The sequence below is a fragment of the Massilia norwichensis genome (assembly GCF_024753245.1).
Lineage (GTDB): Bacteria > Pseudomonadota > Gammaproteobacteria > Burkholderiales > Burkholderiaceae_D > Telluria > Telluria norwichensis.
This window is the reverse complement of record NZ_JANUGX010000033.1, coordinates 35,883-59,968: the sequence shown is the minus strand read 5'-3', so window position 1 is coordinate 59,968 and position 24,086 is coordinate 35,883. Positions and strand designations below refer to the sequence as shown.

General features: G+C 64.8%; 22 protein-coding genes. 15 read left to right on the top strand and 7 right to left on the bottom strand.

Translation table 11 applies throughout. From position 1 onward, the window contains the following. Positions 1–45: 45 nt before the first annotated feature. Positions 46–747: a class I SAM-dependent methyltransferase gene (locus NX782_RS22345; RefSeq protein ID WP_258847696.1), complete on the bottom strand. Its 702-nt coding sequence runs from the start codon at positions 745–747 to the stop codon at positions 46–48. Between the two features lie 197 nt (positions 748–944). On the opposite strand from NX782_RS22345, the gene gshB reads away from it, so the two are divergent. The 8 genes from gshB (at position 945) to NX782_RS22305 (ending at position 8,218) form a co-directional block, all read left to right on the top strand. After that, entirely contained in the window at positions 945–1,892 is a 948-nt protein-coding gene (gshB, locus tag NX782_RS22340) for a glutathione synthase (RefSeq protein ID WP_258847695.1), read from the top strand. Between the two features lie 26 nt (positions 1,893–1,918). Continuing rightward, positions 1,919–2,323, top strand: a complete 405-nt coding sequence (locus NX782_RS22335; RefSeq protein WP_258847694.1) for a PTS sugar transporter subunit IIA — start codon at positions 1,919–1,921, stop codon at positions 2,321–2,323. Positions 2,324–2,355: 32 nt separating this feature from the next. Beyond that, positions 2,356–2,625: an HPr family phosphocarrier protein gene (locus NX782_RS22330; protein ID WP_258847693.1), complete on the top strand. Its 270-nt coding sequence runs from the start codon at positions 2,356–2,358 to the stop codon at positions 2,623–2,625. A gap of 163 nt (positions 2,626–2,788) precedes the next feature. Beyond that, positions 2,789–4,546, top strand: coding sequence for a phosphoenolpyruvate--protein phosphotransferase (ptsP, locus tag NX782_RS22325; protein WP_258847692.1), 1,758 nt, complete (start codon positions 2,789–2,791; stop codon positions 4,544–4,546). Positions 4,547–4,558: 12 nt separating this feature from the next. Further along, positions 4,559–5,713 carry a homoserine O-succinyltransferase MetX gene (gene metX, locus NX782_RS22320; RefSeq protein ID WP_258847691.1) on the top strand — a complete coding sequence of 385 codons (1,155 nt, stop codon included), beginning with the start codon at positions 4,559–4,561 and terminating at the stop codon, positions 5,711–5,713. Continuing rightward, positions 5,710–6,327, top strand: coding sequence for a methionine biosynthesis protein MetW (metW, locus tag NX782_RS22315; protein WP_258847690.1), 618 nt, complete (start codon positions 5,710–5,712; stop codon positions 6,325–6,327). Before metX ends, metW begins: the two co-directional genes overlap by 4 nt. Positions 6,328–6,387: 60 nt before the next feature. Next, on the top strand, positions 6,388–7,284 hold the full coding sequence (locus NX782_RS22310) for a M48 family metallopeptidase (protein ID WP_258847689.1): 897 nt from the start codon (positions 6,388–6,390) through the stop codon (positions 7,282–7,284). Beyond that, a complete protein-coding gene (locus NX782_RS22305) occupies positions 7,268–8,218 on the top strand; it encodes an RluA family pseudouridine synthase (protein ID WP_258847688.1) in 951 nt (316 codons plus the stop codon). The genes NX782_RS22310 and NX782_RS22305 overlap by 17 nt, the downstream gene beginning before the upstream one ends. Here NX782_RS22305 and NX782_RS22300 read toward each other — a convergent pair whose 3' ends face one another. Continuing rightward, on the bottom strand, positions 8,219–8,989 hold the full coding sequence (locus NX782_RS22300) for an exodeoxyribonuclease III (RefSeq protein ID WP_258847687.1): 771 nt from the start codon (positions 8,987–8,989) through the stop codon (positions 8,219–8,221). A 166-nt stretch (positions 8,990–9,155) separates the two neighbouring features. Between NX782_RS22300 and NX782_RS22295 the strand changes: the two genes are divergently transcribed. Then, complete coding sequence (locus NX782_RS22295) at positions 9,156–11,753, top strand: ATP-binding protein (RefSeq protein ID WP_258847686.1); 2,598 nt, start codon at positions 9,156–9,158, stop codon at positions 11,751–11,753. Between the two features lie 35 nt (positions 11,754–11,788). Further along, complete coding sequence (pyrE, locus tag NX782_RS22290; protein ID WP_258847685.1) at positions 11,789–12,448, top strand: orotate phosphoribosyltransferase; 660 nt, start codon at positions 11,789–11,791, stop codon at positions 12,446–12,448. Positions 12,449–12,455: 7 nt separating this feature from the next. On the opposite strand, the gene NX782_RS22285 is transcribed toward pyrE, so the two are convergent. From NX782_RS22285 to gatC, 5 genes are all read right to left on the bottom strand, one after another. Continuing rightward, positions 12,456–13,796, bottom strand: coding sequence for a HipA domain-containing protein (locus NX782_RS22285; protein ID WP_258847709.1), 1,341 nt, complete (start codon positions 13,794–13,796; stop codon positions 12,456–12,458). 5 nt (positions 13,797–13,801) lie between these two features. Then, on the bottom strand, positions 13,802–14,089 hold the full coding sequence (locus NX782_RS22280) for a helix-turn-helix domain-containing protein (RefSeq protein ID WP_258847684.1): 288 nt from the start codon (positions 14,087–14,089) through the stop codon (positions 13,802–13,804). Between the two features lie 197 nt (positions 14,090–14,286). Then, the gene (gene gatB / locus NX782_RS22275) at positions 14,287–15,846 is read right to left on the bottom strand and encodes an Asp-tRNA(Asn)/Glu-tRNA(Gln) amidotransferase subunit GatB (RefSeq protein ID WP_258847683.1); all 1,560 of its coding nucleotides are present in this window, start codon (positions 15,844–15,846) and stop codon (positions 14,287–14,289) included. Next, positions 15,846–17,321, bottom strand: a complete 1,476-nt coding sequence (gene gatA, locus NX782_RS22270) for an Asp-tRNA(Asn)/Glu-tRNA(Gln) amidotransferase subunit GatA (protein ID WP_258847682.1) — start codon at positions 17,319–17,321, stop codon at positions 15,846–15,848. Before gatA ends, gatB begins: the two co-directional genes overlap by 1 nt. A 24-nt stretch (positions 17,322–17,345) precedes the next feature. Then, positions 17,346–17,645 carry an Asp-tRNA(Asn)/Glu-tRNA(Gln) amidotransferase subunit GatC gene (gene gatC / locus NX782_RS22265; protein ID WP_258847681.1) on the bottom strand — a complete coding sequence of 100 codons (300 nt, stop codon included), beginning with the start codon at positions 17,643–17,645 and terminating at the stop codon, positions 17,346–17,348. A gap of 333 nt (positions 17,646–17,978) precedes the next feature. On the opposite strand from gatC, the gene NX782_RS22260 reads away from it, so the two are divergent. The 5 genes from NX782_RS22260 (at position 17,979) to rodA (ending at position 24,064) form a co-directional block, all read left to right on the top strand. Beyond that, the gene (locus tag NX782_RS22260) at positions 17,979–19,022 is read left to right on the top strand and encodes a rod shape-determining protein (RefSeq protein WP_047827025.1); all 1,044 of its coding nucleotides are present in this window, start codon (positions 17,979–17,981) and stop codon (positions 19,020–19,022) included. Between the two features lie 129 nt (positions 19,023–19,151). Beyond that, the gene (mreC, locus tag NX782_RS22255) at positions 19,152–20,429 is read left to right on the top strand and encodes a rod shape-determining protein MreC (protein WP_258847680.1); all 1,278 of its coding nucleotides are present in this window, start codon (positions 19,152–19,154) and stop codon (positions 20,427–20,429) included. Beyond that, entirely contained in the window at positions 20,429–20,944 is a 516-nt protein-coding gene (mreD, locus tag NX782_RS22250; protein ID WP_258847679.1) for a rod shape-determining protein MreD, read from the top strand. The genes mreC and mreD overlap by 1 nt, the downstream gene beginning before the upstream one ends. A 9-nt stretch (positions 20,945–20,953) precedes the next feature. Continuing rightward, positions 20,954–22,942: a penicillin-binding protein 2 gene (gene mrdA / locus NX782_RS22245; RefSeq protein ID WP_258847678.1), complete on the top strand. Its 1,989-nt coding sequence runs from the start codon at positions 20,954–20,956 to the stop codon at positions 22,940–22,942. 3 nt (positions 22,943–22,945) lie between these two features. Then, positions 22,946–24,064 carry a rod shape-determining protein RodA gene (rodA, locus tag NX782_RS22240; protein ID WP_258847677.1) on the top strand — a complete coding sequence of 373 codons (1,119 nt, stop codon included), beginning with the start codon at positions 22,946–22,948 and terminating at the stop codon, positions 24,062–24,064. Positions 24,065–24,086: the final 22 nt, after the last annotated feature.

Sequence of the window (24,086 nt, the reverse complement as noted above, 5' to 3'; positions counted from 1 at the left end):
ATCGTAAATTCGTAGGGTGGGCACCCTGTGCCCACGCATAGCTGTTCAGGATTCTTTCCGCGCCATGTAAACAAAATGCGAGCGCAGCGGCGGCAGCAGCGCCGCCAGCAGCTCCGGCATCAGCCAGGGCAGGCGCGCCATGGCCCGGCTCAGCGGCGGCGCCAGCACCAGCGTGCGGTAATGGCGCTGCTCGGTGGGCCAGAAGCGCAGCAGCTCGACGTCCGTGACCTTGCGGACGTTGGTGTTTTTCGGATTGCTGTAGCGGAAATCGAAGATCATCGTCCAGCCACCCGGCCGCAGCACCCGCCACATTTCCGCCGCCAGTTCGCGCCGCAGGTCTTCGTCGAGGATGGACGAGAACACGGTGTGGGCGCTGACGAGGTCGACGCTGTTATCGGCAAAGGCATCCAGCTGGCCCAGGTGCCAGCGCACGCCGGGCGCCGTACGCAGGCGGGCGTGGTCGAGCCGGTCCTGCTGCAGTTCGGTGCCGGCCAGGTGGGCGGGCGTGGCGCCCCAGTCGATCAGCTGGCGCAGGAAGCCGCCGTTGCCGCAGCCGACGTCGAGCACGCGCACGCTCGACAAGTCGGGCCCCACCGTGCGTGACAGCAGCCTGGACAGGACACGCGAACGCGCCGCCTGCTGGTTGACGATTTCCGGGCGGTGCCAGCCATAACGGGCGAGCCCGGCGCCGCCATGCCACTGGCGATAGACGTGGTTGATGCGTTCCTGCTCGGCCTGGTCGCTCATGGCTGGCTTACCTCCTGACCTGCCATGATCGCCAAGTGAACCATTCGCGCGCTTGAGAGCCCGCAAATGCGTCTCGAATAAATGTCATTTTGCCAACTGGAATCTTTCGTGCCGGGCTGAACTGCGCTACTGGCCGGCTTTCCGCGAGAATCCGCGTTTCCGGCTAAAATCAGGGCATTGTCCCGACTGGAACCAACATGAAAATCGCTTTTCTCGCCGACCCGCTGTCCGGATTCAAGATCTACAAGGACTCGACTTTCGCGATGATGCGGGAGGCGGCGCGCCGCGGCCACCAGATCTACGCATTCGAGCAGCGCCACATGGTGCTGGAGCAGGGCGTGGTGACGGCCGACGTGGTCGAGCTCACCCTGACCGGCGATCCGGATGAGTGGTACACCGCAGGCGAGGCCCAGACCCTGCGCCTGTCCGAATTCGACGCCGTCATCCAGCGCAAGGACCCGCCCTTCGACATGGAATATGTCTACGGCACCTACCTGCTGGAACTGGCCGAGCGCCAGGGTGCGCGCGTGTTCAACAAGCCCTCGGCGATCCGCGACCACAACGAGAAGCTGGCGATCGGCCAGTTCAGCGAGTTCACCTCGCCGACCCTGGTGACCTCGTCCAGCACGCGCCTGCGCGCCTTCCACGCCGAGCACGGCGACGTGATCCTCAAGCCGCTCGACGGCATGGGCGGCGCCGGCATCTTCCGCGTCAAGGACGACGGCCTGAATCTCGGCTCCATCATCGAGACCCTGACCGACAACGGCAAGCGCACCATCATGGCCCAGAAGTACATTCCGGCCATCGTCAAAGGCGACAAGCGGGTGCTGGTCATCGACGGCAAACCGGTGCCCTTCGTGCTGGCGCGCATCCCGCAGGGCGGGGAAGTGCGCGGCAACCTGGCTGCCGGCGGCGTCGGCGTGGCGCAGCCGATTTCCGAGCGCGAGCGCGCGATCGCGGAAGCGCTGGGACCGAAATTGGCCGAGCGTGGCCTGTTGCTGGTAGGATTGGATGTGATTGGCGATTTCCTGACCGAGGTGAATGTCACCAGCCCGACCTGCTTCCAGGAGATCACCGACCAGACCGGCTTCGACGTGGCGGCGATGTTCATCGACGCCGTCGAGCGCCGCTCTTCGAAAAACTGAACGCGAAGCAGGCGACAGGAAAGAACATGGTAGGCATTCTGCTGATGACCCACGCACCGCTGGGCCAGGCATTCATCGCGGCGGTGGCGCACGTGTTCCGCGGCCCCACTGAACGCTTCGAAGCGATCGACGTGACCGCGGACCAGGACACCAACGAGGTCAACTGCCTCGCCCACGAAGCGATCAAGCGCCTGGACGACGGCGACGGCGTGCTGGTCATCACCGACATCAAGGGCGGTACGCCGTCCAATTGCTGTAACGCGCTGGCCGAGGCGGGCCGCGTGGAAATCATCGCCGGCATCAGCCTGCCGATGCTGCTGCGTGCCATCACCTACCGCCGCGACACGCTCGACGTGGTGGTCGAGATGGCGCTGGCGGGTGCGCAAAATGGCGCCGTCCGCGTGGATAACCGGATCCGCGTAGGTACCTGATCGATAAACGAGACGACAACGACAACGACAATATGATTCAGCAGGAACTCGAGATCATCAACAAGCTGGGCCTGCATGCCCGCGCATCCGCCAAATTCACCCAGCTGGCCGCGAAATTCAAGAGCGACGTCTGGCTCACCCGCAACGGGCGCCGCATCAATGCCAAGTCCATCATGGGCGTGATGATGCTGGCCGCCGGCAAGGGCGCCAAGGTCACGCTGGAAGCGGACGGCCCGGACGAAGAGGCCTGCATGGCCGGCCTGACCGCACTCATCAACGACAAGTTCGGCGAAGGCGAATGAGCACCTCGAATAACCTACTGCGCGTCGCACAGCCGGCCTCCGATGCTCGCTGTACTCTTCGTACAGCTGCGCTTCTCGGCCAGCCGTGCTTCCGCTCGCTACGGTTCTTCGAGGTGCTCTGATGCCGGATTCGAGGGGCGGCCGCTACCATCCAGGAATATCGATGGCATCGTTCACACTGCATGGCATTCCGGTTTCGCGCGGGATCTCGATCGGGCGTGCGCACCTGCTCACGCCGGCCGCGCTCGACGTCAAGCATTACCTGGTGCCGGAAGAGCAGGTCGAGGCCGAGGTCAAGCGCCTGCAGGATGCCTTCGCCGCGGTGCACCGCAACCTGCAGGAGCTGTGGACCGAGCTGCCGAAAGATGCGCCGACCGAACTGGGCGCCTTCATCGACGTGCACGTGCTGATCCTGTCGGACCCGATGATTTCGGAAGCCCCGCTCGACATCATCCGCAGCCGCCACTACAACGCCGAATGGGCGCTGGTGACCCAGATCGACGAGCTGTCCGCGCAGTTCGACGAGATCGAAGACGAATACCTTCGCGAGCGCAAGCAGGACATCCAGCAGGTGGCCGAGCGCGTGCTGAAGGTCCTGATGGGTACCGCGCTGGCCGCGCCGCCGGTGCTGAAAGCCGGCGAGGACGAGTTCCAGCCACAGATGATCGTGGTCGCCCACGACATCTCGCCGGCCGACATGCTGGCTTTCCGCGACCGCTCTTTCGTCGGCTTCGTGACCGACGTCGGCGGCCAGAACTCGCACACCGCCATCGTCGCGCGCAGCCTGGATATCCCGGCGGCGGTCGGCATGAGCCAGGCTTCGCGCCTGATCGAGCAGGACGACTGGGTGATCGTCGACGGCGATGCCGGCGTCGTGATCTGCAATCCGAGCGCGCTGGTGCTGGAGCAGTACCGCGCGCGCCAGGCCGCGCTGATCAAGGCGCGTAAACGCCTGCTGAAGCTGAAGAAGACGCCGGCCATCACCAAGGACGGCACCCCGGTCACGCTGCTGGCCAACATCGAGTTGCCGGACGATTGTGCGCCGGCGCTGGACGCGGGCGCCGCCGGCGTCGGCCTGTTCCGCTCCGAATTCCTGTTCATGGGCCGTGGCGCCCATGCGCTGCGCGTGCCGGGCGAGGACGAGCAGTTCGAGCAGTACCGCAAGGCGGTGCTGGCGATGAAGGGCCGTCCGGTCACCATCCGCACGCTGGACGTCGGCGCCGACAAGCCGCTCGACCCGAGCGAGCACACGGCGCTGAATCCGGCCCTGGGCCTGCGCGCGATCCGCTACTGCCTGGCCGAGCCGCAGCTGTTCCTGACCCAGCTGCGCGCGATCCTGCGCGCATCAAGCTTCGGCAAGGTGCGCATCCTGATCCCGATGCTGGCGCATGCCTTCGAGATCGACCAGTCGCTCGGCATGATCGCCCAGGCCAAGCAGCAGCTGCGCGAACAGAACATCAAGTTCGACGAGCAGATCGAGGTCGGCGCCATGATCGAGATCCCGGCCGCGGCGCTGGCGCTGCCGATGTTCGTCAAGCGCATGGATTTCCTGTCGATCGGCACCAACGACCTGATTCAATACACGCTGGCGATCGACCGCGTCGACTACGAAGTGGCGCACCTGTACAATCCGCTGCACCCCGCGGTGCTGCACCTGATCGCGATGACCATCGACGCCGGCCGCAAGGCGGGCATCGACGTGGCCGTGTGCGGCGAAATGGCGGGCGACATCAAGCTGACCCGCCTGCTGCTCGGCATGGGCCTGCGCGAATTCTCGATGCATCCGGCCCAGCTGCTGGCGGTGAAGCAGGAGATCCTGTCCAGCGACCTCGCGGTGCTCGGCCCGCGCACCCGCCGCATCCTGCGCACGATGGAACCCGCCGCCATTGCCGAAGCTGTCGAGCAGCTGCAAACCCTGTAAAACAAGAAGCCCATGGGATCGATTGGAATAGTCTCACCCGAGGCGATGCACTTCGCCGAACCTCTGCGCCTGCAAAGCGGCGCGTCCATCGGCGACTACACGCTGATGTATGAAACCTACGGCACGCTGAACGCCGACAAGTCGAACGCGGTGCTGATCTGCCACGCGCTGAACGCTTCGCACCACGTCGCCGGCCACTATGCCAACGAACCGAAGAGCGCCGGCTGGTGGGACAACATGGTCGGTCCCGGCAAGCCGGTCGACACAGACCGCTTCTTCGTCATCGGCGTCAACAACCTCGGCTCCTGCTTCGGCTCGACCGGCCCGATGCACACCAACCCGGCCACCGGCAAGCCCTACGGCGCGGCCTTCCCGCTGGTGACGGTGGAAGACTGGGTCGCGGCCCAGGCGCGTCTGGCCGAGCGGCTCGGCATCGATCGTTTTGCTGCCGTGATGGGCGGCTCGCTGGGCGGCATGCAGGCGCTGGCCTGGAGCATCATGTTCCCCGAGCGCTTGCGCCACTGCATCGTGATCGCCTCGACGCCCAAGCTGTCGGCCCAGAACATCGCCTTCAACGACGTCGCGCGCCAGGCCATCCTGACCGATCCGGACTACCGCGGCGGCGACTTCTACGAGCACGGCGTGGTGCCGAAGAACGGTCTGAAAGTGGCGCGCATGGTCGGCCACATCACCTACCTGTCGAACGACGACATGGCGGAAAAATTCGGTCGTAAACTACGCAATGCCGCCGAGACCAACGACTACAAATTCGACTTCGGCGTCGACTTCGAGATCGAGTCCTACCTGCGCTACCAGGGCGACAAGTTCTCCGAGTACTTCGACGCCAACACCTATCTCTTGATCACCAAGGCGCTCGACTACTTCGACCCGGCGCGCGAGCACGGCGGCAATCTGGCCAAGGCGCTGGCGAATACCAGGGCGCAGTACCTGATCGCGTCCTTCACCACCGACTGGCGTTTCTCGCCGGAGCGCAGCCGCGAGATCGTCGAGGCGCTGCTGGAGAACCGCCGCAAGGTCAGCTATGCCGAGATCGACGCGCCGCACGGCCACGACGCCTTCCTGCTCGAAGACAAGCGCTACATGGACATCGTGCGCGCCTATTACGACCGGATCTGGGAAGAATCCACCGGCAGGGAGGCCGCATGAAATACGAAGACTTGAACACCCTGCGCCCCGACCTGGCCTTCATCACCCACTGGGTCAAGCAGGGCTCGCATGTGCTGGACGTCGGCTGCGGCGATGGCGCCATGCTGCGCTACCTGGAACGCGGCAAGGGCTGCACCGGCTACGGCGTCGAGATCGCCGACGACAAGGTATTGGAAAGTACCAGGCGCGGCATCAGCGTGATCCAGCACGACATGGAGCAGGGCCTCGACCTGTTCGGCGACGATACCTTCGACATGGTCCTGTGCCTGTCCTCGCTGCAGATGATGCAGCACGTCGAGGCGCGCCTGCGCGACATCGTCCGGGTCGGCAAGGAAGCCATCGTGTCCTTCCCGAACTTCGCCTACTGGCCGCACCGGATGGCGCTGCTGAAGGGCCGCATGCCGCTCTCGCGCTCGCTGCCTTACCAATGGTTCGACACGCCCAACGTGCGCTACGCCACGATCTACGACTTCAAGGACCTGGCCGAGAAATGCGGGCTGGAAGTGCTGGAGTACGTCGCGCTGGCGGAAGGGCAGGTGGTGTCCTTCCTGCCGAACCTACGCGGCAGCCTGGCGGTGTTCAGGCTGCGCAAGAAGGATCTGGTAGTCAGCTAACCGTGTGCTCTCGTATGCTTGTGTATGATGCGGCGTAATGACAGTGCATCGGAGACGACCATGAACAAGTTGAAGCAGACAGTGGCCGTGCTGGCCTTGTGCGGTATCGTGCAGGCGGCGCCGGCCCAGGATCGCGGCCAGAATGGCCAGGTCGTGCAGGATGGGATTGCCGTCAAGCCGCTCAAGGGTGGCTGGCTGCGCGACGCACTGGCGCCGGAAGGCGAGATGGACAAGGCGGCGGCCCAGCAATATGCGGCCATGATGGGCCAGGCACAGCAGAAGGGCGTGCTGGTATCGCCCAACGACCCGCAGGTCAAGCGCCTGCGCGCCATCGCCCAGCGCATCATTCCGCACACCGCGCGCTGGAACCAGGATGCGCAGCAGTGGAAATGGCAGGTCAATCTGGTGAAGTCGGACCAGGTGAATGCCTTCTGCATGCCTGGCGGGCGCATCGGTTTCTTCACCGGGATCATCGACAAGCTCAAGCTCACCGACGACGAGATCGCGGCCGTGATGGGCCACGAGATCGCGCACGCGCTGCGCGAACACGGGCGCGACCGCCAGACCAAGGCGACGGCGACCGGCCTTGCGACCCAGCTCGGCGGTGCGCTGTTGTCGGCCTGGTCGGGCTACGACGTGCGCGGCATCGCCAACACGGCCGGCCAGGTGCTGGTCCTGAAATTCTCGCGCGACGAGGAACGCGAAGCCGACCTGGTCGGCCTCGACATCTCCGCACGCGCCGGCTACGACCCGCGCGCCGGCATCGCCCTGTGGAAGAAGATGGCCGCCCTGAACCAGAGCGCGCCGATCGAACTGCTGTCGACCCACCCCGGCGGCGCGCACCGCATCGAGCAGATCCAGAACCACATGAACGTGCTGCTGCCGCTGTACGCGCGCAGCAGGAACACCTCGGTGGACCGGCTGCCGCCCTACCGTACCAATGTCGCGCTTCGTTAGAAAAGGGCACCAGGCCGAAGCCAACGCCTACGTGCCGCTGCCGGTGCGCGATGGCGTCGCGCCCAGCTACCTGTGGATCACGGAAAGCCGTCCAGGGGGCATGCTGGCCTTCCTCGAGGAGCGCTTCGCCGAGGTCGCCGGCCCGCCCTGGCACGAGCGCATGGCGCGCGGCGACGTGGTCGATGCGAAAGGCGAGCGCCTCCAGCCCGACAGCCACGTACGCCAGGGCATGCGCATCTGGTACTACCGCGAGCTGGAACAGGAAACTCCGATCCCGTTCGAGGAAGCGATCCTGTTCCAGGATGAGCACCTGCTGGTGGTGGACAAGCCGCATTTCCTGCCGATGATCCCGACCGGGCGCTTCCTGCGCGAGACCCTGCTGGTGCGCCTCAAGCGCAAACTGGCGCTGCCGCACCTGACGCCGATCCACCGGCTCGACCGCGAGACGGCCGGCGTGGTGATCTTCTCGCACAACATCGAGACCCGCGGGACTTACCAGTCGATGTTCCAGAAGCGCGTGATCCGCAAGACCTACGAGGCGCTGGCGCCGCTGCTGGCGGACCGCGAGTTCCCCTTCACCTACCGCAGCCGGATGGTCGACGGCGAGAAGTTCTTCGTGATGAAGGAAGAGGCGGGCGAACCGAATTCGGAGACCCTGGTGGAGTTGATCGAGCGCCGCGGAGGCCTGGCGCGTTACCGCCTGCATCCGCACACGGGCCGCAAGCACCAGCTGCGCCTGCACATGGCATCGCTGGACGTGCCGATCCTGAACGATGCCTTCTATCCGGTAGCGCTGCCCTGCAAGGGCGACGATTTCTCGGCGCCGCTGCAACTGCTGGCGCGCAGCATCGCCTTCGAGGACCCGCTGACCGGTGCGGCGCGTCGCTTCGACAGCCGGCGTACGCTCGACTGGCCGGACCCGCCCGGCGCCTGATTACAGCGCGTAGTCGATGATCAGCGGCGCGTGGTCCGAGAAGCGCTCGTCCTTGTAGACCGAGACCGCGTGAGCCTTGCTGGCGATGCCCGGGGTGGCGACGTGGTAGTCGATGCGCCAGCCCACGTTCTTGGCCCAGGCCTGGCCGCGGTTGCTCCACCAGGTGTAGTCGGCGGCATCGGGCGCGACCGTGCGGTGCACGTCCACCAGTCCCAGTTCGTCGAACAGGCGCGTCATCCACGCGCGCTCTTCCGGCAGGAAGCCCGAGTTCTTCTGGTTGCTCTTCCAGTTCTTGAGGTCGATTTCCTTGTGCGCGATGTTCCAGTCGCCGCAGATGACGACTTCGCGGCCTTCGGCCTTCAGTTCCTGCAGGTGCGGCAGGAACACTTCCATGAAGCGGAACTTGGCTTCCTGGCGCTCGGGCGAGGATGAGCCGGACGGGCAGTACACCGAGATCACGGTCAGGTCGCCGCAATCGACGCGCGTGTAGCGGCCTTCGTTGTCGAATTCGAGGCAGCCGAAGCCGATCTTCGCGCTATCCGGCTTGGTGCGGCTGTAGACGCCGGTGCCGGAGTAGCCCTTCTTTTCGGCGTAATGGAAATGCCCGTGGTAGCCGTGCGGCGCGAGGAATTCCTCGGTCATGTCGGCTTGCTGGGCTTTCAGTTCCTGGACGCAGATGAAATCGGCGTTTTGCGTCGCGATCCAGTTGAAGAAGCCCTTCTTGTGGGCGGAGCGGATGCCGTTCAGGTTGGCGGAGATAATTCGTGGCATGGTCGGGAAGAGAGCAGGGCGTCAAAAATCCAAGGACAAGAGTGTAGCCTGTTTTCGAATTGCTTTTTGGTAACTGTATGCGGATGACCACGTTTACAGCCGGGATTGTCAATTCATTTGTTTCGCCGTGTTAAACTTTCGAGCTCATGAATGTACCGGAGGCCACGTGCTGATCAAGACCGACGATATTTTGTCTGGCAAATCCGGCAATACAGGACATTTCGTCCGCTTTTACGACAATGACGCCATGCTGCTCGACGAGGTTGCCGCCTTCGTCGACCAGGCCCTGCATGTCCAGGGCAAGGCGATCGTGATCGCCACCTTCGACCACCGCGCTGCCCTGCAAGGCCGCGTGGAGGCGCTCGCGCGCGCCCAGAAGCGCAGCGTACCGCCCGCGCAAGTCCTCTGGCTGGATGCCGAGGCGACGCTGGCGGCTTTCATGGTGGACGGCTGGCCGGACCGCCGGCGTTTCGAGGAAGTGGTCGGCAGCGCCGTGGCCGCGGCCTGCGCAGGCGGCGTCCGCGTGCACGCCTTCGGCGAGATGGTGGCGCTGCTGTGCGCGCGCGGCCAGTACGACGCCGCGCTGCAGCTGGAACGGATGTGGAACGACCTGCGGCAGCGCCTCGAATTTTCGCTGTTCTGCGCCTACCCCTGGAGCCTGTTCCCGACCGCCCGGCTGAAGAACGCCTTCCAGCAGGTATGCGCCGAGCACGGGCACGCCTGCGCCGACCTGCCGATGGCGGTCCCTGGCGACGACGCCGGTCTCAAGCTGGTCCGCCTCGAACAGAAGGTGCACGCACTCGAGGCCGAGGTGGCGCGCCGCCAGGCGCTCGAAGAGATCCTGCGCCGGAACGAGCGCGAGTTCAGCGACTTCGTCGAGAACGCGGCCGAAGGCCTGCACCGGGTCGGCGCCGACGGCACCATCCTGTGGGCCAACAAGGCCGAACTGCAGATGCTCGGCTACCGCTGGGAAGAATACGTCGGCCATAACATCGCCGAATTCCACGTCGACGAGCCGGTGATCGGCGAGATCCTGTGCCGGCTGTCGGAGGGCGAAACCCTGTACGACCAGCCGGCGCGCCTGCGCTGCAAGGACGGCTCGATCAGGCACGTGGTGATCCACTCGAACGCCCACTTCGAGAACGGCGAGCTGCGCTACACCCGCTGCTTCACGCGCGACGCCACCGAACGGCACGAGCGCGACATGGCACTGGCCCAGCGCGACCGCATGCTGCTCAACGCGCCGGTGGCGGCGGCCCTCCTGACGGGACCGGACTTCGTGTTCCGCCTGGCGAACCGCAGCTATTGCGAACTGGTCGGACGCAGCAAGCTGGAAGGCAGGCGCTTCCTCGACGCCTTCCCGGAACTGCGCGACAGCGAAACCCAGCACCTGCTGGAGCAGGTCTACCGCAGCCGCCTGATGGCGCGTGCCGAAGAGCTGCGCATCGTCCTGAGCGGCGCCGACGGCCGCCCGCGCGAACGCTTCCTGAAATTCAGCCTGGAACCGCTGGCCGCGATCGACGAGGAAGAGCAGGGCGTGATGCTGGTGGCGGTCGACGTCACCGACCACGTGCGCAGCCGCCAGCAGATCGAGCGCGCCCACGCCGAACGCGCCGAACTGCTGGCCGAGCTGACCGCGGCCAATCGCGCCAAGGACGAGTTCCTGGCCATGCTCGGCCACGAGCTGCGCAATCCGCTCTCGCCCATCGTCACCTCGCTGCAGCTGATGCGCCTGCGCGGCGAAGAAGGCGCCCTGCGCGAACGCGAGATCATCGAACGCCAGGTCGGCCACCTGGTGCGCCTGGTCGACGACCTGATGGACATCTCTAAAGTCACGCGCGGCAAGATCGACCTCAAGTTCGAACGCGTCGACATCGCCCAGCCGCTCGACAAGGCGATCGAAATGGCCAGCCTGCTGCTGGAGAAGCGCCAGCACCGGCTCGACGTCGAGATCGAGCACGGCCTGGCCTGGGAAGGCGATCCGGTGCGCCTCGCGCAGGTGGTCTCGAACCTGCTGACGAACGCGGCGCGCTACACGGAGCCAGGCGGCCACGTGCGCCTGCGCGCCGGCCGCGCGGATGCGGACTGGCTGCGCATCAGCGTGCTGGACGATGGCGTCGGCATGGCGCCGGAACTGCGCGCCCAGGTGTTCGACCTGTTCTTCCAGGGCAAGCGCAGCATCGACCGCGCCGAGGGCGGCCTGGGCATCGGCCTGTCGCTGGTGAAGAACATCGTCGAACTGCATGGCGGCCGCGTCGAGGCGAAGAGCGAGGGCAAGGGCCGAGGCAGCGAATTCGTGGTCCTGCTGCCGCTGCTGACGCCGGGCGGCGCCACGGAAGACAGCGCGGTGCTGCCGCTATCGGCACCGAGCGCCGCACGGCGCCGCATCATGCTGGTCGACGACAACGTCGACGGTGCCGAGACCCTGGCGCGCCTGCTGGTCGCGCACGGCCACGAGGTCCGCGTCTTCCATGAGCCGATCGCGGCGCTGGCGGCGGTGCGCGCCTTCCGCCCCGACCTCGCAGTGCTCGACATCGGCCTGCCGGTGCTGGACGGTTACGAGCTGGCGCGCCGCATGCGCACGCTGCTGGACGGCCATCCCTGCCGCCTGGTGGCGCTGACCGGCTACGGCCAGGAAGCCGACAAGGCCAGGAGCGGCCAGGCCGGCTTCGAGCGGCACCTGGTCAAGCCGGTCAATCCTGACCTGGTGGTCGACCTGGCGGCATCCGACCCCAGCGCATCGCCAAGCGCATCTCACGGTTAAAATAGCGGCTTTACAGATTAGATCAGGGGTAAGTCGTGGACAATCTGCGCCAGCAGTTCATTGCGTTTTCCGTCGAGGCCGAAGTACTGAAGTTCGGCCAGTTCGTCACCAAGGCCGGCCGCAACTCGCCGTATTTCTTCAACGCCGGCCTGTTCCACGACGGTGCCACGCTGGGCAAGCTGGCCCAGTTCTATGCCCAGACCCTGCTGGATTCGGGCATCGAATTCGACATGCTGTTCGGCCCGGCCTACAAGGGCATCACATTGGCGTCCGCCACCGCGGTGGCGCTGGCCGCGAAAGGCCGCGACACCTCCTTCGCCTACAACCGCAAGGAAGCCAAGGACCACGGCGAAGGCGGCACCATCGTCGGCGCGGGACTCAAGGGCCGGGTCGTGATCATCGACGACGTGATCTCGGCCGGCACCTCGGTGCGCGAATCGGTGCAGATGATCCGCGCCGCCGGCGCCGAACCGGCCGCCGTGCTGATCGCGCTGGACCGCATGGAACGGGCTGGCCGCGATGGCGTGCTGTCGCCGCTGTCGGCGGTGCAGGAAGTCAGCCAGACCTACGGCATCCCGGTGATTTCGATCGCCAACCTGGCCGACCTGTTCACCTACCTGTCGGCCGATCCGGCGATGGCGCAGCACAAGGATGCGGTGGCGGCGTATCGGGCGCAGTACGGCGTGGCGGAGTGAGGCGCGCCTAAAGAAACTCGGCACGGATTTTTGCTGCCTGGTCCGCGTAGTCGGCCAGGCGTTGCGCCTGCTGACCGATGAAGTCGGCCAAGCGTGTCACGAACGCCAGCTCGCTGTCCAGATACTGGTCCGAGCGGACCAGCTCGGCGGCTGCGGCCACGGCCAGTTTGGCCAGACGCTTCGCTTCACGCTGCAGCAGCTTGCGGCCGATACCGCAACTTTCGGCAAATTCGGCGAGGGCAAATCCTTTGACCTCGCCGAACGTGAAGGCGTCCCCAAAAGCCATGGCCAACTCGGTATCGAAGTGTTCGTACTGCACGACGCTGACCAGGTCGTACCAGGGCGTCGGTTCGAGAAAACCGCCGGGGCGGACAAAAAACGAAAAATTCTTGCCGTGGGCGTCGCTGTTCCCAATCAGGAACTGGAACAGGGCCCAATGCAGCATCGCCAGCTTCGCTGCTGCCTTGTTGGCGGTGAGCGCTTCCAGTTCGAACAGGCGCCTGAAGCTCATGCCATCGCGTATGTCGCGCACCTCCGGTCCATTTCCCAGGTTGCGCTCGTATTTGAAGGCGACAGGCAGGTCGCAGGCCTGGCAGGCGTCCACGATGTGCAGGCGTCCGATCCGGATTTCCGTGTCCTGCTGCTGCACGATGCGATCGAAGCGCCGCACGACGAGTACGGGTCGGGGCGCACGCAGCAGTTGTACGTCTGCCACCGGCAAACCCATGTGCCGCGCCAGGGTCATGCAGAAATGTTCGTTGATCGCGAGGTGAGGCAAGGCCGCCTGACCCAGGTCGGGCTTGAGGATATGGGTCGAAGCCAGATGCGGACCGTCGACCAGAAACATCCGGCCGCCTCGATCCAGCGGCGCGTCGAGGTAGACCAGAAGCTTGTCCTGTACGCCCGCGACCGACATGCGGACCTTGCCGTCCCATACGCTAAACGGCATCTCGCGGTTGGCGATGCGTGCATTCAGTTCGGTCAGCGGAATCTCGCGCATGCCGTGTTCGGCAGGGGTAGTGGCGTTGTCGGCGTCGCGGAAACGCAGGACCCCGGCGGTTTCCGCGCCAAGCGCACGGATCAGACCGAACACATTCGACTTCGCCAGGCCATGCGAGGCCACGGCAACATCCAGCGCCTGGCCTTCGGGCAGCAGATGTTCGATAAAGCGCTTGATGCTCCGCGAGTCGTAACCTCCGAGCGGAGCGATCAGCGGCAGGGCGGGAGAGAGGGGATAGGCGTTCGGATCGCCCAGCCAGCTGGCAGCGTATGCCAGCGTCCATGCATCGGTCCGCGGCGCGTGGCCGATGTGCGCCATCGGAACATCGCCTGCGAAAACATCGAGCACGAAGCTCAAGGCTGGCCCCCGGGCTCGCGCTGTGAGGAAGACGCTTCGGTCTGCCGAACCCATGGATGTTCCTTGGGCACCACCATCAGTGCGAGACCAAGACCGTCGAGGATCGCCAGCGCTTTATCCAGGCGTACACTACCCTGACCGTTTTCCAGTCGCGACATCAGGTCGACCGACACGCCAAGCAGGCTGGCCGCGTCATCGATGCGCAGATGCTGTCCGCGGCGCCGCTGGCGTACCAAAGGCCCCAAATCGCCCGGAGAGCTGAGAATGCTTGGTATTGTATCCATCGTTCACCCTGTTTCGGAATTCCAGAAAATACCCCAGTTTCGCTAGAAGCGTCAACGAGATTTCTTAAATTCCGAAACTGCAGTCGATTTTTGCTGTTTCAGAGGGAAATTTCTGAAAATCCGAAACACTCATCGGCGAACATAAAAAAACCGGAGCAGGCTCCGGTTTTTTTACAACTGGCAAAAAATCAGAAAAATCAGCCAGCCAGCTTCTTCTTCAACAGCTCAGTCACCTGCGCCGGATTGGCCTTGCCCTTCGAGGCCTTCATGCACTGGCCGATCAGCGCGTTGATCGCCGCTTCCTTGCCGGCGCGGTACTGCTCGACCGATTTCGCATTGTTGGCCAGGACTTCGTCGACGATCGCTTCGATCGCGCCGGTATCCGAGATCTGCTTCAGGCCTTCGCGCTCGATGATGACGTCGGCCAGGTTCTCGTCCTCCGAACCGGCTTCCCACATCAGGCTGAACACCTTCTTGGCGGCGTTGTTCGAGATCGTGCCGTCGGCAATGCGCTTCAGCAGCAGGGCCAGCTGCGATGCCTCGACCGGCGAATCGACGATGTCGAGGTCGGCGCGGTTCAGGGCCGAGGAGACGTCGCCCATCATCCAGTTGGCGGCGGCCTTGGCGTTTTCCTTGCCGCCCTTGGCAACCACCGCTTCGTAGTAGTTGGCCATCGCCTGCGACGAGGTCAGGATCAGCGCATCGTATTCCGGCAGGCCGTAGTCGCCCACGAAGCGCTCGCGCATCGCGGCCGGCAGTTCCGGCATGTCGGCCTTCACGCGGTCGATCCAGTCCTGCGAGATCATCAGGGGCGGCAGGTCCGGGTCCGGGAAGTAGCGGTAGTCCTGCGCGTCTTCCTTGGTGCGCATCGAACGCGTTTCCTTCTTGTCCGGGTCCCACAGGCGGGTCGCCTGGATCACCTTGCCGCCGTCTTCGATCAGCTCGATCTGGCGCCGCACTTCGTAGTGGATCGCCTCTTCCATGAAGCGGAAGGAGTTCAGGTTCTTGATCTCGCAGCGGGTGCCGAATTCCTTCTGGCCGACCGGGCGCACCGAGACGTTGACGTCGCAGCGGAAGGAACCTTCCTGCATGTTGCCGTCACAGACGCCCAGCCACATCACCAGCGAGTGCAGGGCCTTGGCATAGGCCACCGCCTCGTTCGCGCTGCGCATTTCCGGCTCGGAGACGATCTCCAGCAGCGGCGTGCCGGCGCGGTTCAGGTCGATGCCGCTCATGCCGGCATAGTCTTCGTGCAGCGATTTACCGGCATCCTCTTCCAGGTGAGCCCGGGTCAGGTTGACGGTCTTGGTGACCATCTTGCCGTCCTTCTCGTAGGCGAAGCTGATGGTGCCGCCCTGGACCACCGGGTCCTCGAACTGGCTGATCTGGTAGCCCTTCGGCAGGTCGGGGTAGAAGTAGTTCTTGCGCGCGAACACCGAGCGCGGCGCGATCTTGGCGCCGACCGCCAGGCCGAAGCGGATGGCGCGTTCGACGGCGCCGCGGTTCAGCACCGGCAGCACGCCCGGCAGCGCCAGGTCGACCGGGCTGGCCTGCGTGTTCGGCTCGGCGCCGAAACGGATCGAGCTGCCGCTGAAGATTTTCGAATTGGTCGTGAGCTGGACGTGGTTCTCAAGACCGATGACGACTTCCCATTGCATAGTGTTCTCTCTTGTTGTCTGTGCCGGCTTGCGTGGGCTCGGAGAGCCCACCCTACGGTTCGTTTCCGGTAGGGTGGGCACCCCGTGCCCACGTCTCATTAGACGCCTTCCGGGGCGCGCTGGTGCCAGTCGGTGGCAAGTTGGTACTGGTGCGCGATGTTCAGCAGCTTGGCTTCGGCAAAATAGTTACCGATGATCTGCAGGCCGACCGGGCGCTTGCCGTTCTTCTCGCCGGCACCAAAGCCGACCGGGATCGACATGCCGGGCAGGCCCGCCAGGCTGGTCGACAGCGTGAAGATGTCGGCCAGGTAGTTGGCGACCGGATCATCCGATTTCGAACCCAGGTCCCAGGCCACGGTCGGGGCCACCGGGCCCATGATGACATCGCACTTGTCCTTGAAGGCGGCCTGGAAGTCGTCCGCGATCAGGCGGCGGATCTTCTGCGCCTGCACGTAGTAGGCGTCGTAGTAGCCGTGGCACAGCACGTAGGTGCCGACCATGATGCGGCGCTGGACTTCCTTGCCGAAGCCTTCCGCGCGCGTTTTCTTGTACATGTCCTGCAGGTCCTTGTACTCCGGCGTGCGGTAGCCGTAGCGGACGCCGTCGAAGCGCGACAGGTTGGACGAGGCCTCGGCCGGGGCGATGATGTAGTAGACCGGGATCGACAGCGACGTCTTGGGCAGCGAGATCTCGACCAGGGTGGCGCCGAGCTTGACGAACTGGTCGAGTGCGGCGCGCACGGCCTGCTCGACGTCGGCCGCCAGGCCTTCGCCGAAGTATTCTTTCGGCACGCCGATGCGCAGGCCGGTGAGCGGTTGATTCAGCTCGCGCGTGAAATCTTCGCGGGCATTGCCCTGTTCGGCGGTGAGGCTGGTCGAATCGCGCTCGTCGAAGCCGACCATCTCGTTCAGCAGCAGCGCGCAATCCTCGGCGGTGCGGGCCATCGGGCCGCCCTGGTCGAGCGAGGAGGCGAAGGCGATCATGCCGAAGCGCGACACGCGGCCGTAGGTCGGCTTGATGCCGGTGATGCCGCAGAAGGCGGCCGGCTGGCGGATCGAGCCGCCGGTGTCGGTGCCGGTGGCGGCCGGCGCCAGGCGCGCGGCGATCGCGGCAGCGGAGCCGCCCGACGAGCCGCCCGGCACGGCCAGCGTATCCCACGGGTTCTGCACCGCGCCGAAGGCCGAGTTTTCGTTGGCCGAGCCCATCGCGAACTCGTCGCAGTTGAGCTTGCCGAGCGTGACCATGCCGGCGTCGCCGAACTTCGTGACCACGGTCGCGTCGAAGGGGCTGACATAGTTGCCCAGCATCTTCGAGGCGGCGGTCGAGCGCCAGCCTTTGGTGACGAAGATGTCCTTGTGCGCGATCGGGATGCCGGTCAGCGGGCCGGCCGAACCTTCCGCGAAGCGCGCGTCGGCCGCCTTGGCCTGGGCCAGCGACAGCTCGGCATCGACGTGCAGGAAGGCGTTGTGCTGGCTTGCCGCGATACGGTCGAGGTAGTGCCGGGTCAGCTCGGTCGACGAGATCTGTTTCGAATGCAGGAGCGTCGAGAGCTCCTTGATAGTCTTGTTATGCATAATTCAGAAAATCCCCAGCTTTGTTTATTCGATGACTTTCGGCACCAGGTACAAACCGTCCTGGGCTTTCGGGGCGGGCGCCTGGTAATCGGCGCGGCGGTCTTCTTCCGAGACCACGTCTTCGCGCAGGCGCAGCGGCAGCGGCAGGATGGCGGCCAGCGGCTGCGACAGCGGCTCGACGCCGGTGGTATCGACCGCCCGCATCTGCTCGGCCAGGGCGAAAATGCCGTTCAATTCGGTCAGCGCGATCTCGGCGTGGGCATCAATCATATCGAGCTGGGCCAGGTTGGCGATCCGTTTTACGTCTGAGAGAGTCAGGGACATGGCATAAGGCGCGGCTTCAGGCCGCGTTCAAGGATGGTTGTGCGAATAATGAAATTTGGTTAACGGCGTGCTAAAGCTGATAAATGCTTGCTAATGCCGTCGAACTCGCAGTCTGATATAGGGGCGAATCCACCCGTTTTTCAGCGTTTAATCGGCAAATTATAAGGTAGAATGGCGGGCTAATGCGTTCTCCGGCGCCGAAAGCAGACGGACCGCGCATGAAAGCCCGCGGTGCGGATTCATCAATCGCGGCGAGGATTCCCCGATTAATGTTTGGGATCTTGCTCAGGCAAGGTCCGCTTTAGGCGCACTTGGATGCGCATCAGGACACACATGTTTGGTTTTGTTACGCAACTTTTTTCGAACGATCTGGCGATCGACCTGGGTACCGCGAATACCCTGATCTATGTCCGCGGCCAGGGCATCGTGCTGGATGAACCCTCGGTCGTCGCGATCCGCCAGGAAGGCGGCCCGAACGGCAAGAAGACGATCCAGGCAGTCGGCAAGGAAGCGAAACAGATGCTCGGCAAGGTGCCGGGCAATATAGAAGCCATCCGCCCGATGAAGGATGGCGTGATCGCCGACTTCACCGTCACCGAGCAGATGCTGAAGCAGTTCATCCGCATGGTGCACGACTCCAAGTTCCTGCGTCCTTCGCCGCGCATCATCATCTGCGTGCCCTGCGGTTCGACCCAGGTCGAGCGCCGCGCGATCCGCGAATCGGCGCTGGGCGCCGGTGCCCGCCAGGTCTACCTGATCGAAGAGCCGATGGCGGCCGCGATCGGTGCCGGCCTGCCGGTATCGGAAGCGACCGGCTCGATGGTGGTCGACATCGGCGGCGGTACCACCGAAGTCGGCATCATCTCGCTGGGCGGCATGGTGTACAAGGGTTCGGTGCGCGTGGGCGGCGACAAGTTCGACGAAGCCATCGTCAACTACATCCGCCGCAACTACGGCATGCTGATCGGCGAACAGACCGCCGAGTCGATCAAGAAGGCCATCGGTTCGGCCTTCCCGGGTTCCGAAGTCAAGGAAATGGAAGTCAAGGGCCGCAATCTGTCGGAAGGCATCCCGCGCTCCTTCACCATCTCGAGCAACGAAATCCTGGAAGCCCTGACCGACCCGCTGAACAACATCGTCTCCGCCGTCAAGAACGCGCTCGAGATGGCACCGCCGGAACTGGGCGCCGACATCGCCGAGAAGGGCATGATGCTGACCGGCGGCGGCGCGCTGCTGCGCGACCTGGACCGCCTGCTGATGGAAGAAACCGGCCTGCCGGTGCTGGTCGCGGAAGATCCGCTGACCTGCGTGGTGCGCGGTTCGGGCATGGCGCTCGAGCGCATGGACAAGCTGGGTTCGATCTTCTCGTACGAGTAAGCCGGCAGATAAGAAAACCGAAAGCAGGATACGCGGATCGCTCCGCCTATCCTGTTTTGTGTAATGCCAGTGTGTCTTCACGTCGGCGGCCGGTAGTTTCCGGAGCGGTCGCCCTCATTATTGGAAGTCATGGAATACAGTCCTCCGCCGCTCTTCAAGCAAGGCGCTCCCGCCAGGGTCAAGGTGACGGTGTTCGCTCTGATCTCGATCGCCCTGCTTGTCGTCGACGCGCGGTTTCATACGCTCACGTCGGTCCGCCAGGTGGCGGCGACGGTCCTTTATCCTCTCCAGATGGTCGCCCTGATGCCGCGCGATGCGATGAGCAACATGGGCAGCTATTTCTCCTCGATTTCCGCGTTGCAGAAAGAGGTCCGCGATCTCAAGAGCCAGCAGGTGGCGATGGCCCAGGCCATGCAGCAGGCCCAGCTCCAGATGGCCGAGAACGGCCACCTGCGCAAGCTGATGGAAGCGCGCGAACACCTGCCGGTGCGCTCGATGATGAGCGAGATCCTGTACGACGCCCGCGACCCGTCGACGCGCCGCGTGGTGCTCGACCGCGGCTCGCAGAACGGCGTCAAGCTCGGCCTGCCCGTGATCGACAACGCCGGCGTGGTCGGCCAGGTCACGCGCGTATTCCCGTTCACTTCCGAAGTCACGCTGCTGACCGACAAGGAGCAGGCGATTCCGGTGCAGGTGCTGAGGAACGGCTTGCGTAGCGTCGCCTACGGCCGCGGCCAGTCCGGCCAGCTCGACCTGCGCTTCGTCGCACCAAACGCCGACATCGTGGTCGGCGACGTGCTGGTCACGTCCGGCCTGGACGGCATGTACCCGGCCGGCCTGGCGGTTGCCAAGGTGACCCAGGTCGAGAGCGTGGCCCAGGGCGCCTTCGGCCGCGTGGTGTGCCAGCCGCTGGCCGGCATCGACCGCCACCGCCAGCTGCTGATCGTGATGTCCGACCAGCAGGCGGTACCGCGTCCGCCCGCGGAGGGGCCCAAGAACAACGGCAACAACACCTCGCGCCGCAATCTGCCGAAGATGGCGCCGATTCCGCTGCCGCCGCTGCCTGCGCAGCCGCTGCCGCCGGCCCAGCCGCCTGCCGCTGTTGCGGGTACAGCTGCCGCACCCGGCAGCACTGCGCCGACCGCTACCGCACCGGCTGCGGCGACGGCACCGGCCACCGCCGCGCCGGGCACTGCGCGTCCTGGTACCGCACGTCCTGGCACCGCGCCGGCGGCAACCGCACCGGCGGCTAAGGCACCGGCAGCGACGACACCGGCCGGAACCGCACCGGCCACGCAGAACCGTCCCGCCGCGCCGGCCCGCACCGTGCCGCCGCCAACGACCACGCCGCCGGCTGCCAACACCTCTGCGCGCCAGCCGGCCGCACGGACCGGGGAGGGCGCCTGATGCCGAACCGTCCGCATTACATCCTGCTGCCGGTCAGCCCGCTGTTCATCGCGTTCAGCCTGATCTGCGCTTTCATGCTCAACCTGATGCCCTGGGGGCGCTGGATCGGCGCGCCGGACTTCGTCGCGCTGGTGCTGGTGTTCTGGGGCATCCATCAGCCGCGCAAGGTCGGCATCGGCATCGCCTTTTCGATGGGCCTGCTGATGGACGTGCACGACGCCACGCTGCTTGGCGAGAACGCGCTGGCCTACACGCTGCTATCCTATCTGGCGATCATGATCCACCGCCGCGTGCTGTGGTTCCCGCTGGTGACGCAGGCGATGCACGTGTTCCCGCTGCTGCTGATGACGCAGGCAATCCAGGTGATGGTGCGCTTTGCCGTGACCGGGCGCTTCCCGGGCTGGCTGCACTTCATCGAGAGCGTGATCGCAGTCGCCCTGTGGCCGGCCATTACCTGGCTGCTGCTGGCGCCGCAGCGCCGCGCGGTGGACAAAGACCATACGCGTCCAATCTGATCTAGTCGCATGACCGAAATTAAAGACAGCGATCGCGAGATCCACCACTTCCGTATGCGCCTGTCGGCGCTGGTGGTGCTCGTGTTCATCTGCTTCGGCCTGCTGGTGGCCCGCTTCGTCTGGCTGCAGGTGGTCAAGCACAACCAGTACATGGCCCAGGCCGAGGACAACCGCATCGCGCTGGTGCCGATCGTCCCGAACCGAGGCCTGATCCTGGACCGCAATGGCGTGGTCCTGGCCAGCAACTACTCGGCCTACACGCTGGAGATCACGCCCTCCAAGCTGGAAGCGAACATGGATTCGGTGATCGACGAGCTGTCCAAGCTGGTCACCATCGAAGCCAAGGACCGCAAGCGCTTCAAGCGTCTGCTGGAAGAGTCGAAGAACTTCGCCAGCGTGCCGATCCGCACCCGCCTGACCGACGACGAAGTCGCGCGCTTCACCGCGCAGCGCTTCCGTTTCCCGGGCGTCGAGGTGCAGGCGCGCCTGTTCCGCCAGTACCCGCTGGGCGAGATCGCTTCGCACGTGCTGGGCTACATCGGCCGCATCAACCAGAAAGAAGCCAAGGCGATCGAAGAAGGCGAGGACGCGGCCAACTACAACGGCACCGACCATATCGGCAAGGAAGGCCTGGAGAAGAGCTACGAAAAGCAGCTGCATGGCGTGACCGGTTACGAGGAAGTCGAGCGCTCGGCCGGCGGCCGCGCGATCCGCACGCTGTCGCGCACGCCGCCGGTGCCGGGCACGAACCTGGTGCTGTCGATCGACATCGAACTGCAGAAGGTGATCGAGGAAGCCTTCGGCGACTTCCGCGGCGCGCTGGTGGCGATCGAACCGGAAACCGGCGACGTGCTGGCTTACGTGTCGCGGCCGGGCTTCGACCCCAACCTGTTCGTCGACGGTATCGACTCGCAGAGCTGGAACGAGCTGAATACCTCGCTCGACCGTCCGCTGATGAACCGTCCGCTGTCGGGCACCTATCCGCCCGGCTCGACCTTCAAGCCCTTCATGGCGCTGGCCGCCCTCGAACTGGGCAAGCGCAGGCCTGAGCAGGGCATCAACGACGCCGGCTTCTACATGCTGGGCGGGCACCGCTTCAACGACGACAAACCCGGCGGCCACGGCTACATCGACATGTACCGTTCGATCGTGATGTCCTGCGATACCTACTACTACCAGCTCGGCAACGATATGGGCATCGACGCCATCAGCGGCTTCATGAGGCAGTTCGGCTTCGGTTCGCCGACCGGCATCGACCTCGAGCACGAGAAAGGCGGCGTGCTGCCTTCGCAGGAGTGGAAGCGCGAACGCTTCAAGAAGAACCGCGCCGCCCAGAAGTGGGTCGGCGGCGACACCATCTCGATCAGCATCGGCCAGGGCTTCAACAGCTACACCATGCTGCAGCTGGCGCACGCGGTATCGACGCTGGCGAACAACGGCGTGATCATGAAGCCGCACCTGGTCAAGATCCTGGAAGACGGCGGTACCAAGCAGCGCACGCTCACGGTGCCGAAGGAATCCGGCCGCATCCCGCTCAAGCAGGAAAACATCGACATCATCAAGCGCGCCATGGTGGGCGTGATGAGCGACCAGAGCGGCACCGGTTTCAGGGCCTTCCAGAACGCCGGTTATGTCGCCGGCGGCAAGACCGGTACCGCCCAGGTGGTCGGCCTGAAAGGCGCCAAGTACAACCACAACATGACCCCGGAACGCCTGCGCGACAACGCGCTGTTCACCGCTTTCGCCCCGGCCGACAAGCCGAAGATCGCGATCGCGATGGTGGTCGAGAACGCCGGCTTCGGCGCGACCTACGCGGCGCCGATCGTGCGCAAGGCGCTCGACTACTACCTGCTGGGCAAGCGTCCGGGCGAGAAGGCCAAGCCGGTGCCGAGTGCGGCCGTGCAGAAGGAAGACCTGGCGGTGCCCGAGGAAGCCTTCGGGCCGCACGCCGGCCTGCCCAAGCCGCCGGGCGGTGAAACCCCGGGCAACAAGGAGTAAGCGATGCCGGCACATATCCCCGAACGGCGCTCGCTGAGCCGGCGCCTGAAACCTTACCTGCTGGTGTTCGACGGCCCGCTGGCCATGATCCTGTTCCTGCTGTTCTCGGTCGGCACCCTGACCATGAGCTCGGCCGGCCACGACTTCCCGGGCCGCATGGAAGGCCAGATGCGCAACATCATCCTGTCCTTCACCGTGATGTGGATCGCGGCGAACATCCCGCCGCAAATGCTGTTGCGGCTCGCGGTGCCGATTTATACCTTCGGCGTGGCGCTGTTGGTGGCGGTGGCGCTGTTCGGCACCATCAAGAAGGGCGCGCGGCGCTGGCTGCACCTGGGCATCGACATCCAGCCTTCCGAGATCCTGAAGATCGCCACGCCGCTGATGCTGGCCTGGTATTTCCAGAGCCGCGCCGGTTTCATGAAATGGCAGAATTTCATCATCGCCGCAATCCTGCTCCTGATCCCGTTCGGCCTGATCGTCAGGCAGCCCGACCTCGGCACCGCGCTGCTGGTCGGCACCGCGGGTTTCTGGGTGATCTTCCTGGCCGGCCTGTCGTGGAAGGCGCTGCTGGCGCTGTTCTCGGCCGGTTGCGCCGGCCTGCCGGTGGCCTGGTCGATGCTGCACGATTACCAGCGCGAGCGCGTGATGACGCTGATCGACCCGACGTCCGACCCGCTCGGCAAGGGTTTCCACATCATCCAGTCGACGATTGCGATCGGCTCCGGCGGCGTGACCGGCAAGGGCTATCTGAAGGGCACGCAGGCCTACCTGGAGTTCATCCCGGAGCGCACCACCGACTTCATTTTCTCGGTGTACTCGGAAGAATTCGGCCTGGTCGGCAACCTGATCCTGTTGTTCTTATATCTGCTCTTGATCGGGCGCAGCATGATGATCGCGGCGAACGCACCGAACCTGTTCACGCGCCTGCTTGCGGGATCGATCGCGATGATGTTCTTCGTCTATGCCTTCGTCAATATGGGTATGGTCAGCGGCATCCTGCCGGTGGTCGGGGTTCCGCTGCCTTTCATGAGCTATGGCGGCACAGCGTTGATTACTTTGGGGCTCGGCAGTGGTATATTGATGAGTATTCAAAGACACCGCAAACTGGTGCAGACCTGACATGAAAGACAACGCGATGGCC

What these genes read in the sequence shown, in the direction of transcription:
- NX782_RS22345 (WP_258847696.1), bottom strand. Translation starts at nt 747, where the DNA reads ATGAGCGACCAGGCCGAGCAGGAACGCATCAACCACGTCTATCGCCAG.
- gshB (WP_258847695.1), top strand. Translation starts at nt 945, where the DNA reads ATGAAAATCGCTTTTCTCGCCGACCCGCTGTCCGGATTCAAGATCTAC.
- NX782_RS22335 (WP_258847694.1), top strand. Translation starts at nt 1,919, where the DNA reads ATGGTAGGCATTCTGCTGATGACCCACGCACCGCTGGGCCAGGCATTC.
- NX782_RS22330 (WP_258847693.1), top strand. Translation starts at nt 2,356, where the DNA reads ATGATTCAGCAGGAACTCGAGATCATCAACAAGCTGGGCCTGCATGCC.
- ptsP (WP_258847692.1), top strand. Translation starts at nt 2,789, where the DNA reads ATGGCATCGTTCACACTGCATGGCATTCCGGTTTCGCGCGGGATCTCG.
- metX (WP_258847691.1), top strand. Translation starts at nt 4,559, where the DNA reads ATGGGATCGATTGGAATAGTCTCACCCGAGGCGATGCACTTCGCCGAA.
- metW (WP_258847690.1), top strand. Translation starts at nt 5,710, where the DNA reads ATGAAATACGAAGACTTGAACACCCTGCGCCCCGACCTGGCCTTCATC.
- NX782_RS22310 (WP_258847689.1), top strand. Translation starts at nt 6,388, where the DNA reads ATGAACAAGTTGAAGCAGACAGTGGCCGTGCTGGCCTTGTGCGGTATC.
- NX782_RS22305 (WP_258847688.1), top strand. Translation starts at nt 7,268, where the DNA reads ATGTCGCGCTTCGTTAGAAAAGGGCACCAGGCCGAAGCCAACGCCTAC.
- NX782_RS22300 (WP_258847687.1), bottom strand. Translation starts at nt 8,989, where the DNA reads ATGCCACGAATTATCTCCGCCAACCTGAACGGCATCCGCTCCGCCCAC.
- NX782_RS22280 (WP_258847684.1), bottom strand. Translation starts at nt 14,089, where the DNA reads ATGGATACAATACCAAGCATTCTCAGCTCTCCGGGCGATTTGGGGCCT.
- gatB (WP_258847683.1), bottom strand. Translation starts at nt 15,846, where the DNA reads ATGAGACGTGGGCACGGGGTGCCCACCCTACCGGAAACGAACCGTAGG.
- gatA (WP_258847682.1), bottom strand. Translation starts at nt 17,321, where the DNA reads ATGCATAACAAGACTATCAAGGAGCTCTCGACGCTCCTGCATTCGAAA.
- gatC (WP_258847681.1), bottom strand. Translation starts at nt 17,645, where the DNA reads ATGTCCCTGACTCTCTCAGACGTAAAACGGATCGCCAACCTGGCCCAG.
- NX782_RS22260 (WP_047827025.1), top strand. Translation starts at nt 17,979, where the DNA reads ATGTTTGGTTTTGTTACGCAACTTTTTTCGAACGATCTGGCGATCGAC.
- mreC (WP_258847680.1), top strand. Translation starts at nt 19,152, where the DNA reads ATGGAATACAGTCCTCCGCCGCTCTTCAAGCAAGGCGCTCCCGCCAGG.
- mreD (WP_258847679.1), top strand. Translation starts at nt 20,429, where the DNA reads ATGCCGAACCGTCCGCATTACATCCTGCTGCCGGTCAGCCCGCTGTTC.
- mrdA (WP_258847678.1), top strand. Translation starts at nt 20,954, where the DNA reads ATGACCGAAATTAAAGACAGCGATCGCGAGATCCACCACTTCCGTATG.
- rodA (WP_258847677.1), top strand. Translation starts at nt 22,946, where the DNA reads ATGCCGGCACATATCCCCGAACGGCGCTCGCTGAGCCGGCGCCTGAAA.